Annotated in this window: 6 protein-coding genes; 1 reads left to right on the plus strand and 5 read right to left on the minus strand. The window is 41.4% G+C overall.

Annotated elements, in window-relative coordinates:
• Nucleotides 1-5: 5 nt before the first annotated feature.
• On the minus strand, nucleotides 6-1,121 hold the full coding sequence (locus ACHWSC_RS20540) for a glycoside hydrolase family 88 protein (protein ID WP_394677998.1): 1,116 nt from the start codon (nucleotides 1,119-1,121) through the stop codon (nucleotides 6-8).
• 323 nt (nucleotides 1,122-1,444) lie between these two features.
• Here ACHWSC_RS20540 and ACHWSC_RS20545 point away from each other — a divergent pair, with 323 nt between their 5' ends.
• Entirely contained in the window at nucleotides 1,445-5,506 is a 4,062-nt protein-coding gene (locus tag ACHWSC_RS20545) for a two-component regulator propeller domain-containing protein (RefSeq protein ID WP_394677999.1), read from the plus strand.
• A 73-nt stretch (nucleotides 5,507-5,579) separates the two neighbouring features.
• Here the strand turns inward: ACHWSC_RS20545 and ACHWSC_RS20550 are convergent, their stop codons facing one another.
• From ACHWSC_RS20550 to ACHWSC_RS20565, 4 genes are all read right to left on the minus strand, one after another.
• Entirely contained in the window at nucleotides 5,580-8,762 is a 3,183-nt protein-coding gene (locus ACHWSC_RS20550; protein ID WP_394678000.1) for a glycoside hydrolase family 2 TIM barrel-domain containing protein, read from the minus strand.
• A gap of 87 nt (nucleotides 8,763-8,849) precedes the next feature.
• Entirely contained in the window at nucleotides 8,850-10,604 is a 1,755-nt protein-coding gene (locus tag ACHWSC_RS20555; RefSeq protein WP_394678001.1) for a family 43 glycosylhydrolase, read from the minus strand.
• 157 nt (nucleotides 10,605-10,761) lie between these two features.
• Complete coding sequence (locus ACHWSC_RS20560) at nucleotides 10,762-12,759, minus strand: RagB/SusD family nutrient uptake outer membrane protein (protein WP_394678002.1); 1,998 nt, start codon at nucleotides 12,757-12,759, stop codon at nucleotides 10,762-10,764.
• Nucleotides 12,760-12,770: 11 nt separating this feature from the next.
• Complete coding sequence (locus tag ACHWSC_RS20565) at nucleotides 12,771-15,971, minus strand: SusC/RagA family TonB-linked outer membrane protein (RefSeq protein ID WP_394678003.1); 3,201 nt, start codon at nucleotides 15,969-15,971, stop codon at nucleotides 12,771-12,773.
• Nucleotides 15,972-16,327: the final 356 nt, after the last annotated feature.

Here is a 16,327-nt window from a genome sequence, read left to right on the forward strand (position 1 = left end):
CCAATCTATTTTTGAGCTAAATAACGATACATTTCCGAGCCAGCTAATAAAAACGCACCTACACCAAAAGGAGCTGTAGAGTTGGTATCCACCACCTGTCCGGGGATAGCTTTTTCACCAATAGGTTGTACATACCCAATTCTGCCATCGGGTTGTAAAGCGATCTCACTAAGATATTTCCAGCCTTTAACCGCAGCATTTTTAAATTTAAAATCGCTTAGCAAGCCATTATTTATTCCCCAGAGCAACCCATAAGTAAAAAAAGCCGTTCCGCTTGTTTCCCTGCCGGGAGCATGCTCGGGATCTAACATGCTTCGAGTCCAGAATCCCTCCTGTTGTTGGCAATTAATGATAGCGGCCGCCATATCCTTAAAGCGCTCCTGATAGTAGGTATAATGTTTATCCTCCTGAGGTAGATCTTGAAGAACCTTTGCAAATGCAGCGAACACCCAGCCATCTCCACGAGCCCAAAAATCCTTTTTGCCATGTAAGCTCTGGTGTTTAGGGAAGACATATTTTGCATCGCGGTAATACAATTTCTCTTCCCGATCAAACATGATACTATCGGCATATTGTAAATAAGCATACATCTTATCCAGATAAAGTGAATTGCCTGTCAATTTGTACATTTTAGCCATCACGGGCATCACCATATACAAACCATCGGCCCACCACCAATAGTCCTGTTTATTGGAGTGGATCTGATATTCCATGACTTCCTGAGCACGTGCAATCTTTTCAGGGCTTGGCGATAAATGATAGAGATCGATATAGGTTTGAAAACAAATTTGCCAGTCACCAAAAAGAACGTGTTCATCTGTTTCCCCATAGTTGTATTTCCAAAGTTGCGTATTGGTCGACTTGGCACCTTTCCAATCATTGTATCTGGCCCAATCCTCAGCATATTTTAAGTCGCCCGCTGATTTTGAAATTTTATAGAATTCCATATTTCCGGTATGATAAGCTGCCTGATCCCAAAAAGCCCAAACCTCGGGCTTATGATGAGACTGCCAGTACTGGTTTGATTTACTTAGCTGAGCAAGTACAGTTTCTTTGTTCAGTTGCTGTCCAAATGAAAAATGTCCTACAAACAATAGACATAAGATTAAATTGATCCGCATATATTTAGATGTATAGTATTTTTTGATAAACCAGCACAAAAGCTGCTTTAAATTGGTTTGTACACTATTTAATGGAGACACGCATTACTTTCTTCCCGATTTTTTTCGCTTTATAAAGCAAAAATGTTAGTTGTAATACAGGCCCTTTTATATAAACGTACAATATACACTTATTTTAAAAAACAATCGTATCTTTAGCCATACAATCTTCAATTTGACTGTTTTCAATTGCAAATAGTCGTTTTCAAGATAATAACCTATGATAAGGATAAATCGATAATTTTACCTGATATCGGAAATATCATACGAACAAAACTGCTAACATGCCTAGTTTCAACAGACTACTATATTCTCGTCAGGCCTTAATCCTGGTATTCGTTCTCATCCTTGTTCACTCAAGTATGCTGACCCTAGCACAATTTCCCAAGGAGATGAATAGAGGTTTGTCCAATAGTTCGGTAAAATCCATATTTCAGGATAGTCAGGGCTTTATGTGGTTCGGTACCTTCGACGGGCTTAACAGATTCGACGGTTACGATATAAAAACCTATAGAAACCAACTAAATAACGAAAACAGTATTCCGCATAATTATATCTATTGTATAGCAGAAGACCACAATAAAAAATTGTGGATAGGAACCGGTCAAGGGATTGGAATCTACGACCGAAATTTTGATACCTTCTCCCGTTTAAATTATAGAGACCAAAAATCGAAACGGTTATATCATCTCAACGCTGACACAAAATCCATTCAAATAGATAGTGACAATAATATTTATATAGGCACAAATGGCTGGGGGCTATTTTACAAAAGTCATAAAGAAGCATATGCCATGCAAATCGCTTTTAAAGATTATAAATCGAACCTATCCAGCTTATACTACCATGTATCCGCCACACATATTGATGCGGCAGGCCGGGTATGGGTTTTTATAGAGGGAAGCGGATTATATGCTTTCGATAAAAAAACACTGCAGTTGCATCTTGTATCAAAGGTTATTACCAGTGCAACCTCTATGGTTAGTACAAACAGCGGTAAACTCTTTATTGGAAATTACGAAGGATTATTTGTTTGGAAAATCAAAGACGGCATGCTTTCGACATTGTATCCGCAGGAGCTTAAATCGAGTCAGATCAATATGCTGACGTTGGAAGGACAAAACAAACTTTGGATAGCCACCCAAAACAATGGCATTTTTATACTTAACTTATCTCATGGAAATGCAGAAGACAAAAGTGATCTACAGCCCGTTCAATTTTCACTGAATAGCAAGACCATTTATACGGTTTACATAGACTCCCAGCGTAAAATATGGATCGGCACCGGAAAGGGCGGCATTGAGACGATTGATAACAATGGCTATAAATTTAATTATTTACAGCAGAAACATTATGCAGGATTTAACTTGGCGCACAAATTTGTCCGTTCTTTTGTTGAATATGATAACAAGATCTGGATTGGTACCGAAGGCAATGGTCTTTATGTATGGGATAACAAGACCAATCAGGTTCAGTCATTTCAAAAAGGGCGACAGCAATTGCCAGACAATACGGTAAACCATCTTTTGACTGGAACTAATGGAGAATTGTGGATCGCAACCGAAAGGGGCCTTGCGCGTTATACAGAGGGCTCGGGTTTTAAATATTATGTTTGTAGAACACCAAATGGAGTTCTAAATAACAGTGTACAGTTACTTTTTAAGGATCAGGATGAAAAGATCTGGGCAGCGACATTTTCTGAGGGAAGAGTATATACATATAATCCGACAAGCGACCAATTTGAAGTATTCAGCGAAGATATCTATGATATCAATTGTATGATTGATGATCAGAGAGGTAATATCTGGATGGGGAATTACAATGAGATCATACAGCTAAACAAGCAGACGAAAAAAATCTCCAGATATTTAATCGGCAAACCTGTTCGTGCCATTCAGCTCGGAAAAAATAACAGACTTTGGCTGGGAACAGAAGGAAAGGGGCTCTTGGCATTTGATATCAGTTTAAAAAAGATTGTCGAAAATTATTCCACAAATGAAGGATTGAGCAACAATGCCGTACTTAATATTTTGGAAGATAAAACCGGAAAATTGTGGTTAAGCACCTTTAATGGACTTTCGAAGTTCGATCCTTCCACTAAAAAATTTGTACGGTACGAGGAAACTGATGGGCTTCAAAGCAACGAATTTTCCTATGGGGCAGCTCTTAAGCTCAAAGACAGCCATCTTCTTTTCGGAGGGAACAACGGTTTTAACATCTTTGACGCCGATAGCATTAAACTGAAAATTTATAAACCTGCCTTAGCTATCACAAGCCTTAAAATTAACAATAAAAAGATTGCCGACCTGAGCGAACGGGTCGATATTGGAAAAGATCATAGCATTCACAAATTGACGCTGCCCTACAATCAATCCACTTTTTCGTTGGAGTTTGCAGCCCTGGAGTTTGATTCTCCACAAAAGATAAAATACAGGTATCTATTAGAAGGATTGGACAAGGGATGGAACGATGCAGGGTCTACCCGATCAATAAATTACAACGGTCTGCACGAAGGAACTTATATCCTGCATATTCAATCGACAGACTCAGAAGGCAACTGGACGAATAAACAGATTAAGCTCGAGATTCAAATTCTTCCGCCTTGGTATAGAAGCTGGTGGGCCTACCTACTTTACACGCTGGCTGTTGTCTATATCGGACTATGGTATCTGCGCTATCGGAGAAGGCAAATCGCTTTAAATTACGAAATACAGCTTTCAAAATTTACCATTCTGAAAGAAAGAGAACTCAATGAGAAGAGGCACGCATTTTTCACGAATATATCGCATGAATTTCGAACACCGCTGACCTTAATTATTAATCCGATTAAAGATCTGCTAAAGACCAAAAATGAGTCCAAGGATAGCGCTTCCCTTCAGGTTGTACATAGAAATGCCAAAAGACTGTTAAGCTTGGTGGACCAGCTGCTTGTATTTAGAAAAACAGAGGACGGTGCCGAACAGCTTAAAACCAGTATTTTTGACTGCCAAAGCTTTATGAAAGAAATATTTCTATATTTCGCTGCTCAGGCAAAATTACAAAATATAGATTATCAGTTTCTGGAAAATTCCGATCCTATTTATGTCAATGCAGACAAAGAAAAAATTGAGATCATCTTATGCAATCTCATATCAAATGCCTTTAAATTTACGCCTTCCAATGGTGCTATCCATATTGCCTTATCGCAACAGGGTCGGGAATTAACCATTCAGATCAAAGATTCGGGAAAAGGTATCCCCGAACATCTTGGCGATAGGATATTTGACAAATATTTTTCGGATCCACTCAATGGGCCCAAAAAACAAACAGGATTCGGGATTGGGATGTACCTTGTCAAAACTTTTGTTGAAATGCACGCCGGAACAATAAGTTACACGAGTTCAGCAACAACGGGAACAACATTCGACCTCGTTTTGCCTATCTTAGCACAACAAACCCCAGTCGAAGAACCTTTGGCAGATGTAGCGCTTTACAACGAGTCGGGGATTCAAATGCTATACGATTCACAAGTAGTGACGGAAACCGTTCCCTTATTCCCGACAGCTATATCAAGCAAAAAATTCAGTGTCTTATTGGTCGACGACGACGATGCTATCCGCAGCTATCTTACCGACATTTTTAAGGTAGAATACACAGTCTATAATGCTCGTAATGGTGTTCAGGCACTCGATATGATCAAGGAAAAACAACCTGATCTGGTGATAAGTGATATTATCATGGAAGAGATGGATGGATTGTCACTTTGCAAAGCCGTAAAATCTAATGCTACGCTCAACCATATTCAAATCATCCTACTTACTTCAAGTACCTCTGACAGCACTAAATTGGCCGGAATTCAATATGGTGCCGATGATTATATCCATAAGCCATTTGATTCGGAAATATTGTTGCTCCGGGTCAAAACATTACTACAGAACAAGAAGAACCTGCAGGACTTTTTCTTTAATGCGATTACGCTACAGTCCAATGAGCTAAAGGTACCGATCACAGACAAGCTATTGATAGAACGGTGCATTGAGATTATTGAAGAGAACCTCTTGGAAGAACTGACTGTAATAAGTCTTGCCGAAAAAACAGGCATGAGTCATTCTTCACTCTATAAAAAAATTAAAACTATTTCAGGTAAATCGATCAATGAATTTATCAGGTCGGTACGACTAAAAAAAGCAGCCGAAATGCTCATATTAACGGATTCAAAAATTAATGAAGTAGCTAACTTAACAGGTTTCTACGACCAACGCTACTTTAGACAGCAGTTCAGCAAATTGTTTGGCCATACACCATCCGACTATGTCAAAAAGTATCGAAAAGCGTTCCAGAATGAATTCCATGTCGATCGGCCTTAGTCTGAATTGTCGAAAAATAAAATAAGCCCTGTACAACAATTACGAAAGGCTGTTTCTGTACAGGGCGTTATATTTATTCGACTGGTTTTATGATAAAGGAGAATGTATAATTTTTATAAGGCAATGTATATTCATTCAGCGGCCATGCTCCCCAACTATTAATTCCACCCACGCCCATTTGTCTGAGGTCAATATTAAGTTGCGTTTGCTTTCTTTTAACAAGGTCAGCTGCATGACGTTGTTGTCGCTTGAGACCATCGTCCAAATCTTTGTCAAAGTAATGCAAAGCGCTCATACTAAATGTAGAATCAGACGTAAAGAACAATCCCCGACCTTGTTTATTTTTTATTTCCATCCATCTGATATCGGTCTTATTGCCTGTCTCCTGTGGCATTACATAGGGGAAATACTGTTGATCAACGGTCTGTTTATAAATTCCGACATGTGATGCAAAATTACGATCGATGTAGTTCTCCTGTGGTCCCCTACCGTAGTAATTAATCGCCTCAAAGCCAGATGGCATAATCCATTGCATACCGAAACGTGGCAGAACTGCAACCTTTTTTGTGGTGTCGGCAAGGAATGACTGAGAAACACGCATTTCACCCAATTGATTAATGCAGTATTTCATTTCTAGTTGCCCATATACCTGAGGCATCTGGTAGGTCGCATATACATAGGCCAGGCTATCGATTAATTCGGATCTAATTTCAAGCAGTTCAATCGAATCCGTAACCAGTTTCCAAGGTTTCAGTTTTTCCGGCGTATTGGCACCGAAATCGTTATCATTCGGCGCACGCCAGAAATTAGTCTTAAATAGCGCATGTTCATCCAAAAAATCCTGTCCTTTATAATGATATTTCGCCAACCATCCTGATTTAAGGTCAAACTCCATCAGTAGCTGTTTTGCCGAGACAATCAGATTCCCATCTTTTCGCTCTGTCTTGATTTTGCCCTGTGCCAAAATAGCTGTTTTAGGCTGAAAAGAGCCACCCAGAGGCAACTGTTCAGTTGCAATAATATGCCCCATGGGAAGTAAAGCCTCGGCTTTTTTCAATCGATAAGTCAGATTCAGAAATTTTTCCCCCGGAATATCTGCTTTATAAGGAATCGATAGTACAGCAGATTGTTGGGGCAACACATTCAAATGCTTGATTAAACCAGATTGCGTTTTTTTTCCGTCAACAATAAGCTCCCATTGAAGTTCAATATTTTCAAGTCCAGTAAAAAAACGTTCATTGTAAACCTGTATCTTTTTCTCGTTCAATAGGCTACTATGGATATCTTGATATACTTTTTTCATTTCCCAAGCATGTGGATAGGGTGTTCTATTGGCATAAAAAATTCCTTTGGAAGCATAATTCCAGTCCGTTATGGCTTCTTTAGGTTCATAATCTCCGCCATAGGTATATACCGTATCGCCTTTAGCATTGGTTTTAACAAAACATTGGTCCACAAAATCCCAGATATATCCGCCTTGAAATATTCCTTTGTTTGCCCGAATGATGTCCCAATAATCCTTAAAGTTTCCCAATGAATTCCCCATGGCATGTGCATACTCACATTGAATAAAGGGTCTTTGAGGCTTTGGGTTACGCGCTGCATAATTTTTCATTGCGGATGGACTTGCATACATAGGTACAATCAGATCCGTATTCCAGTCAAATCTTAATTCCCCATAATTATTCACTGCCCTTTCGTATTGTACAGGGCGACTTTTATCGAGCTCTTTCATCCGGAGGTAGGCCCGATAGAAATTGTAGCCATTTCCGGCTTCGTTGCCCATACTCCAAATAATTACGCTAGGATGATTCCGATCGCGCTGAATAAGGCGTTCAACACGGGCAACATGTGCTTTCTCCCAGGTCGGCCTATTGGCCATCGTATAGGACAGGTCATAACCCATGCCATGTGATTCGATATTAGCCTCATCAATTACATACAATCCATATTGGTCACAGAGCTGCAACCAATATTCGGCATTGGGATAGTGGCTGGTACGAACAGCATTGATATTGAATTTTTTCATGAGCTGTATATCGCGCAACATACTTTCTTTCGAGATCACATGACCAGTAACGGGATCTGTTTCGTGCCTGTTTATTCCCTTGACAAGTATAGGCTGTCCATTAACGAGCAACTGACCTTCTTTGATCTCAACCCTACGGAAGCCCACTTGCTGGGGAACGATCTCGCTGAGTTTGCCCTCAGGGTCTGTAAGTTTAACAGTCACCTGGTATAAATTTGGCATTTCGGCCGACCATAGTTCAGGATGGTCTATGGTCTGTTCAATATCCATTTCCTGTCCGTCGACTTTAACAGTTGCAATTGACACAAGCCGACCGTTTCTATGAAGTGTCACCTCTGCCATTAGATCCCCATGACTGGCCTGGTTAAAGATCAGCTTAGTATTTAACTGTCCTTTATCAAAGGCATCATTGAGGGTCGGCGACAATTGAATATCACGTAGATGCACTGGTTGCCGAACCAGCAGATAACAATCTCGCGTAATTCCACTAAGGCGCCACATATCCTGATCCTCCAAATAATTTGCGACTCCCCATCGCATGACACGCATTGTAATTAGATTTTTTCCTTTTCTCAAATATGCTGTTATGTCAAACTCGGATGGTAATTTGCTATCCTCCCCATACCCGACATATTGACCGTTTACCCAAACAGATAGATTCGATTTGGCTGCCCCAATATGGAGAATTACGGGCTTTCCCTGCCAATCCTCGGGAATAACTACCTCACGGCGATACACTGCCGTAGGGTTGAAATCCATCGGCACAATTGGTGGATTTGGTTTCCCGATTAAATAGGTAAACTCAAAACCGGAGGTAGTATACATCGGGAAACCGTATCCATTGAGTTCCCAGTTTGCAGGCACCTGAAAATTATCCCAATGACGATCGTCATAAGTTAATGATTCAAAGTTAGCAGGTAGTTTTGAAAGGCTATTTACCCATTTAAATTTCCAAGAACCATTCAAACTTAAATACGCAGAGGATTCACGCCAATCGCTGTTGATGATCTGAGACGTATGCGGAAAGGTCACAAAATCTGTATGCATGGGCAGCCGATTTTCTTCGGTAATCGTTTCATCTAACCAAGGGATCCCTTTTCGGACAACAGTATCTTGCTGTTGCATTTTATTCCGCTCATAGGTCAAGGTAACACTGGATTGTGCATACCCCAAAGTGAAGACACAACTATAGAGTAGGATAAGCACTAATTTATTCAGAGATTGCATTTTTTATTATTTATCGATTAATAAATCATTTCAAAAAAGATTGATTTGTTTAACTGAATCTAGGTTAAATACAGCTATATGATCGAACTAATGAAATACACTTAAATCCCACTGATTCTTCCAATTTATCTGTACTTTTTCATTCTGGAGATCAACCGGTAGCCAGATATATCTGCTATCCATAAGATCTTTGGGATTCCAGCGGTCGGCCATAAAGATAAAGGAATCCTTTTTTCCTGCGACAGGAAGGATAAATGTCGATTGGCCACCATAAGTCAAAGCCGAATTCGGTCCTTGCATTGGATCACCAAGGGATTTCCAAGGGCCAAAAAGATCTGTAGCAACATGGAGTTCTGCACGATTTGGATCCCAGCCAGTGCATCCACTGGTGATCAGATAATACTTATCTTTGTACTTGAATAAAGCCGGGGCTTCCCTATGATTCCGGAAGAGTAAGGAATCTTTCGCTGTCACATGCAGGTAATCATCGGTTAATTGAACCAGGCGTAAGGCATAGTTTTCGTCCGATGAATAGATTTGGTAAGCCTTGCCATCAGTGTCTACAAATAAACCCATATCGCGTGACATATTGTTATTTGGCCGGAAGCTATGGACAAACTGAAACGGCCCAAGCGGAGAGTCACTGGTAGCAACGGCGGCCCTGGCTGCTGCATAGCCTTGCCCTTTCAACTCAAGATGGAACCACATCACATATTTCTTCAGCTGTTCTTGATAGATAACCTTTGGCCGCTCCATAATACAGCCCCAAGCAATATCGCTTGTAGAATCTGTGCTAGGTGTGAGAGCCAATCCTTCAAACTTCCAGTTATACAAATCATTGGATGAGTACACATTGACTCCCTGGGACGTAGTTCCGCCACGTTTCTCACCATACCAATAATATTTTCCATTTTGATGAAGTACGCCGCCGCCATGCGCATTGATCACATGACCGGATTGGTCTTTCCATATTTCCCCTGGCGTAAAACTACGCATCTCTGCATGCTCCTTTTTTTGATAAACCCGGACATAATCAATTTCATATTTTGCAGGAAGTAATTTATCAGCTATCGTGCCGCCATTTATTCCGCCGAGGGCCAAATTTAACAGGAGATAATGCGGTTGGGTAAATGGATTGAATCCGGTACCATCCCGATTGACCAATTGATCCATAGGAACGTGAAGCATTTCCATATCGTCCACATAAAGCGTAATAGCGTCTTCATCCCAAATCATTCGCCAGGTATGGAACTGATCTGCCCAAGCCTTTCCGCCAAGATCCTTGACTGCTTTCGTCTTACCAAACCAATGTGCTTTCCAGCGTTGGTCAGTACCGGTTGCGATATTAGCCAATATATTGCCGCGGTAATATTCCATGATATCTATTTCACCATTGGATGGCCATTCTTTGGTGGTGCCTAACGTCCAGAATGCAGGCCAAAGCCCATCTCCAACAGGGATACGTGCCCGGATTTCAAAAATACCGTATTTCCAGCTCTGCTTGCCCAAAGTATTTATCGAAGCCGAAGTATAGGTTATCTTCTTACGGCCGGCAATCCAATCATGACTGCCCTGAATAAAACCCGGATGATTACGTTGTTCTTTTTTTGCTTCAATAACCAACAGGCCATTACGACAAGAAGCGTTTTCCTTTTGATACCACTGCTCTTCCCGGTTACGTTTGAAACCTTCTTCGTAATTCCATTTAGTCGTGTCGGGTGCACCATTATAATCAAACTCATCCGACCATACCAATTTATACTGTGGTGGGATGGGCTCTTGACTATATGCGGCAAAACAACTTGACAGCAAACTAAGACAGACAGATAAAAGTTTTTTCATGATTTAGTTTAAGTTTCTTTGAGCTAACAGCTCTTGATGATCAGTAAACAAAAATATCCCCCTTTTTCTGCGTGATCAAGGGGGATATTGAGTCAAAAAGAGGGATATATTCGTATTTGTGTAATAATGAGATGACACATATCCATTTTCATATTTTCTAAAGTCCAGTTGGGGCAGTTCCACTGATAAGTGACCATCCTGGATTTTGATAAATAACAGAGTTTTCTGCCGTTCCGTCATCCGAAGCCAACTGGAAATGCTCTGTGGCAATGGGTGCGAGGTAATGCGCCATGGCAAATTTTACACCGGTATAAGACAGGGCATTGCTTCGGATCTCCAATGGTCTGAGGTATTCACTCCGTGCGGGATCTGAAACGACAGATTTGTCATTGGTAGCACCATAAATCAATTGTTCGGGTGTATACCAATCTTTCATCGGTCCCCAAAGTTTAAAACCTTCAAAATGGTCTGCTGTTGTAATCAGTTGATCCATAGCCCGCCAACGCTTGAGATCCATCCAACGCAGACCTTCAGCCATAAGCTCACTTCTGCGTTCGCGACGTATATTGTACAATGTTGGTGATATAAACTGTCCTGCAGAATACGCGCCCCAGTCTTTCTTTTCTTTATCCATTTGCGTTGCCGCAATGGTCGCATTGAAATCAGGATCGACCTTAGCCCGCGTACGCAGTGCGCGCCAATAGGCCTGTGCCTTCGTATCTAAATTTTGATTCTTTTCATAACAGGCCTCCATATAATTGAGGTAGGCCTCGGTGGCTCGGAAGGTGATGCTCCCCGTAAATCCCTGACCGTTGAGCGTTTGTAAACCGTCGTATGAAATGCCTTTACGAATTGTATAACCTGTTGTGTAACGTCGTTCCCAATCGGTATCGTATACAGTCGGAGTGGGCTCTATGAGCGTGTAGTGCGTACCCTGTCCAATATTGACCAATACATTCTTTTGGCCAGGTTCTTTTAAAAACAATTGTAAACGACCATCGCGATTCTTTCGAACATCTGCGATGTAATCATCGCCAGCATAACCGCTGCCCGAAGCGTAAATAGGCAGTCCATTGGACATCAGGAAGCTTTCGACAAGGCCGCGTGTCAAACCAACCGCATAATTTCCACGTTGAGCATACACAGGCACATTATGTGTCACCAGGCTTTGATTATATTGACGCCACAGCAATACTTCACCATAACCCGACATATCTACTGCGCCAAACATGCTGAAGTAAGGATTCTCGTTGTTGGCAGATTCTATAATTCCGGTATTATTTTCCAGTTGAATATTGTCAGCAACAGCAGAAGCCGATTCCATGGCCTGCGTTAAAAAGTAGTCGATCTCTCCGGCAATACTTCCAGTCGGGAATGCATAATTGCTATTGTATGATTTTGCAGCACCCGGCCAATTTGGTCCTTTAGGGACAAATGCTGTTCCACTGAAGTATTTGAGCCATGTACCCTCATACAAAGCCACTCGGGATTTGAACAGTTGCGCAACATTTTTTGAGATCCGCTGCTTCTTGCCGTCAGGCGAACTTTGGTTCAGCAAGGTAATAGCCGAATCCAAGTCAGAAAGAATAAAACGAGCGACTTCATTTCTTGGCGAACGCTTACTTGCTTCTACCAAAATATTCTTGTCCTTATCCGACATGACATTGCGAATAATAGGAAAATCACCCAAGGCCTGCAATTTCCCAAAGTAAACGTAGGCCCGTAAAAAATAGGCTTCACCGATATAATGTGATATATTACTTGAGTTTCCGAGAATACGATTTTCTTTCCATTTGGGAACCACCGTATTTATAAAATAATTCATCTGATAAATACTTGAAAAATCCCAGTCGCCGCCATTCGATCCTACGCGCCATTGGCCTGGAATAAATTTGTTATCGAGTGTTGGAATAGCCATATTGTCTGTATTTCCGTCTATGCCGAAAGTACCAAATGACCAGTTGCCGTGCGAAGGAAATAGTCCAGCATATTGATTTACGGTATAAGCAGCAAGTTGGGACTCCTCATCCAGATAAGCTTCAGGTATAATGGAGGAAGGGGGTGCAATATCCAAATATTTATTGCAGGAAGCTAGACCTACCAAAGCGACAAGGCCTAATTGCATCAATCTAAAAATAGTACTATTGAATTTCATAATGAATCGACTTAAAATGTAACACTTAAACCTGCAGACCAGACTTTAGTCAATGGGTAAACGGTTCCGTTGCTTCCGCCATCAATAGTTTCGGGATCAAACATTCCCGCTACACTTGAGCCGGTCCAGATATTTTCTCCGGAAACGTATACACGCAAACGTTCTACACCGAAACGTTTTGTTGTTTCTTTCGGCAAGGTATAGCCCAGCTGAATATTTTTTATGCGGATGTAGGCTGCATTCTGCAAAAAGCGCGTCTGCGTCTGCTGGTTTTTAGCAGTACCAAAAACAGGACGTGCGTAATATGCTTCAATATTTTCACCCAGGGGATTATCTGCAGTACGGAAATAATCAAGATGATCGACCAAGCCCGTTGACCACCATTTTGAAGTTGCTCCCCAAAAATAGTAGCCCCCTTGCCAATAATCGCGTTTCATGACGCCTTGCATGAAAATGCTAAAGTCAAAATTTTTGTAGTCCGCATTCAGATTCAATCCAAAGGAGTAACGCGGTGTGCTGTTTCCAATCACACGACGATCACCTGGATCGGCCTCTGTATTACTGCCACCATCTATTTTTCCGTCTCCATTAAGATCAGCATACATGATATCTCCTGCCCCCCATTGTGTTCCTAATGCATTTTGTCCACCATTGGGCAAGCTCGCCAAATGCTGGCTCATTTGCTCTTCTGTCTTGGCAATACCAAGGGTTTGATACCCCCATATTTCACCCAGCTTTTGACCTTCACGATAGTTTGATAATGACCCTATTGCGTTAGGATAGCGTGTTACTGTTGTGGTATAATCAGACAATAGGAACTTTGCTCCATATGCAAAACCACTGGCAGTACGGTCATTCCAGCCCAGGGTAGCCTCAAATCCTCTTGTTTTTAAGTCGGTGTTGTTTGTTTGAGGAACTGTTGTTCCTAATGTATTTGGCAACTGCGGAGCTGGGCCGACCATATTAAATGTTTTCCGTTCGAAGACCTCAAAAGACCCAGAAAGGCGGCTATTTAAAAAGGCGAAATCGACGCCTAAGTTCTTCGTATTGATAGATTCCCAGGTCAATAAAGCACTTACGAGGCCTGGAGCCGATGCAGAATTTGGTCGCGCATTATTGATCAGCCAAGCACCATTGGCTGTCCCCGTTGGTTGGGTGACATAAGTCGGATACCAGACATCGGTATTTTGATTGCCTAGCTCTCCGTAGGAAGCTCTTAATTTCAGCATATTAATAAATGGTGCCGACTCTACAAGGAAGTTTTCTTTGGCGATGTTCCATCCTGCAGAAACTGAAGGAAACCAGCCCCAGCGGCTATCGCTACGGAAACGTGATGAACCGTCATAACGCAGATTAGCTTCCAATAGATATTTTTCAGCATAATTGTAATTCAATCGGCCGAAGAAACCCGCTGTTGCCCATTTTTGATATTCGCCAGATACAGAAGGTACTACTGCTTTTCCATTGATATCTGTGCCGGAAGTCAGATTCAATACCGGTTGATCCGGGATAATGATTCCGTCACGTTGCACACCGAGATTGCGATAGGCTGTGTGTTCAATCTGACCACCGACCATAACTTTAAAATGATGGTCGCCCCAGCTTTTATCGTAATCAGAAAAGATATTGATATTATAATAGTTTTCCTTTAAACCAAATTCGTAGACGTTTGAAGAGTTTTTATACAAATAAGGATCACCATTCACGTCATGATTGTAAAGACGCTGCGAATCCCAGTGACGAAATTGAGTTGTGGTCCTATAGTTAAAATTACCGGTTGTACGCCATCCTTTAATTGGTTCAAGGATCAGTTGTAACTGTTGATAAATGTAATCCTTACTGGATTTATCCTGTCCGCCTTCTTTCATGGCAAGTGCAGGTGAAGGAGAACTGAACAAGTATCCATTCGGATCATAAAGTGGCAGCGTTGGCCAGCCCTGTCTTCCTAAATCATCATAAAAACTATTGGTCAATGCTGCAGGACGGTCGTAGTCTTCACGTACCAACCTAGCGTTGTAATTTACCTGAAAGATGTCAGATACTTTAGAATTGATTTTAGCCGCAACAGAGTAACGGTCGTAATGGTCTGTATTGAAGGCCATCAATCCTTGTTGCTTCATAAAATTGCCAGAAAGGTAATAGGTTGTTTTTTCGGTTCCACCATTGAGACTTAGGTTGTGCTCCTGGGCAAAAGCCTGATCCCGGTACATGACGTCGAACCAATCGTTATTGTCGTTACCATAGGCATATCCTTCAGCCCAATACAACTTATTATTCGGATCGACAATGGTCGAATTTTTCAGGCTTCCGTTTTGATAATCCAAGATGCGCTGTAGATGCTCCGCGGAGAAATGCGGTGAACCGCCTGCGTTGACTTCGGCCTGATTGAAATATTGAGCAAAAGTGTAAGAGTCCATCATCTTAGGCATCAATGTCGGTGCGTTCATACGAAAGCTATTATTATAATTTACCGCAGTTCGGCCAGCCTTTCCTGATTTTGTGGTGACCAAAATAACCCCAAAAGCGGCTCTAGAACCATAGATTGAAGCAGCACCGGCATCTTTCAATACAGACACACTTTCGATATCTTGTGGATTTAATGCCGCCAAAGATCCTTCAGAACCGTCAATTAGGACCAATGGTGCTGAAGAAGATGTTCCGATTGTACCTGTACCCCGGATATTAATAGATGGATTGGTTTCCATCGATCCCGAATTTTGGGAAATATTTAGGCCGGGGGCCAGTCCTTGCAGTGCCTGGATAGCATTTCTTACAGGTCTATTTTCCAGCTGCTTGGCATCTACCACCGCAACAGAACCAGTCAGGTTTGTTTTTTTCTGCGAGCCAAAACCAACGACCACCACTTCATCCAAAACATCTCCTTCGGAAGCATAAAACTGCACGTTAAGCTCGTAGTTCCCTTGGCTGATCTGTTTAAGCTGACTAAATTCAAAGCGCTGTTTCGCATAGCCTAGAAAGGTAAATTCTAATGCCGTGACTGTCGCAGCACTGAGTGTATATTTCCCTTGTGTATCTGTCTGCGCCTGCATTGTGGAACCGATATTTTTAACGGTCACTCCAGCAAGTGGCCTGTTATTTTCGGTAACCTGGCCCCGTACAGTTATTGACTGTGCATAAGTCTGCTGTAAGCTTAAAAGTAAAAAGCAGATACAACAAAGCCAGCGCTGTGTTAATTCGATTTTCCTTTTCATAAGTAAAACTGTTTAGTGATTAAATAATATTTTGATGAAGAGTAACATGGCAATATGAGGTAGCAATATTGCGTTCCGTTAGGAATTCAAGGATCAAACAATCCACTTTTGATTGGTAAATTCATCATAATTAAACTTGGTTATTTAGCTGTTTTTGAGTTTTAGCCAACTTACTTTCCCTCCACCTATTTTTTATATGATTTGGAGAGGGTATTCATCTAATCAGGCAAACACTCTTGGTTATTTAACATCGTCAACACAATAAAACGTCATATTGACACTTGCAATATTATCAAAAACGTTACAGAGGAAGGGGGGTAGAATCTTCTTATTTTAAGGGGTAAATTCGTCAATTT

The organism is uncultured Sphingobacterium sp. (assembly GCF_964277905.1).
GTDB lineage: Bacteria > Bacteroidota > Bacteroidia > Sphingobacteriales > Sphingobacteriaceae > Sphingobacterium > Sphingobacterium siyangense.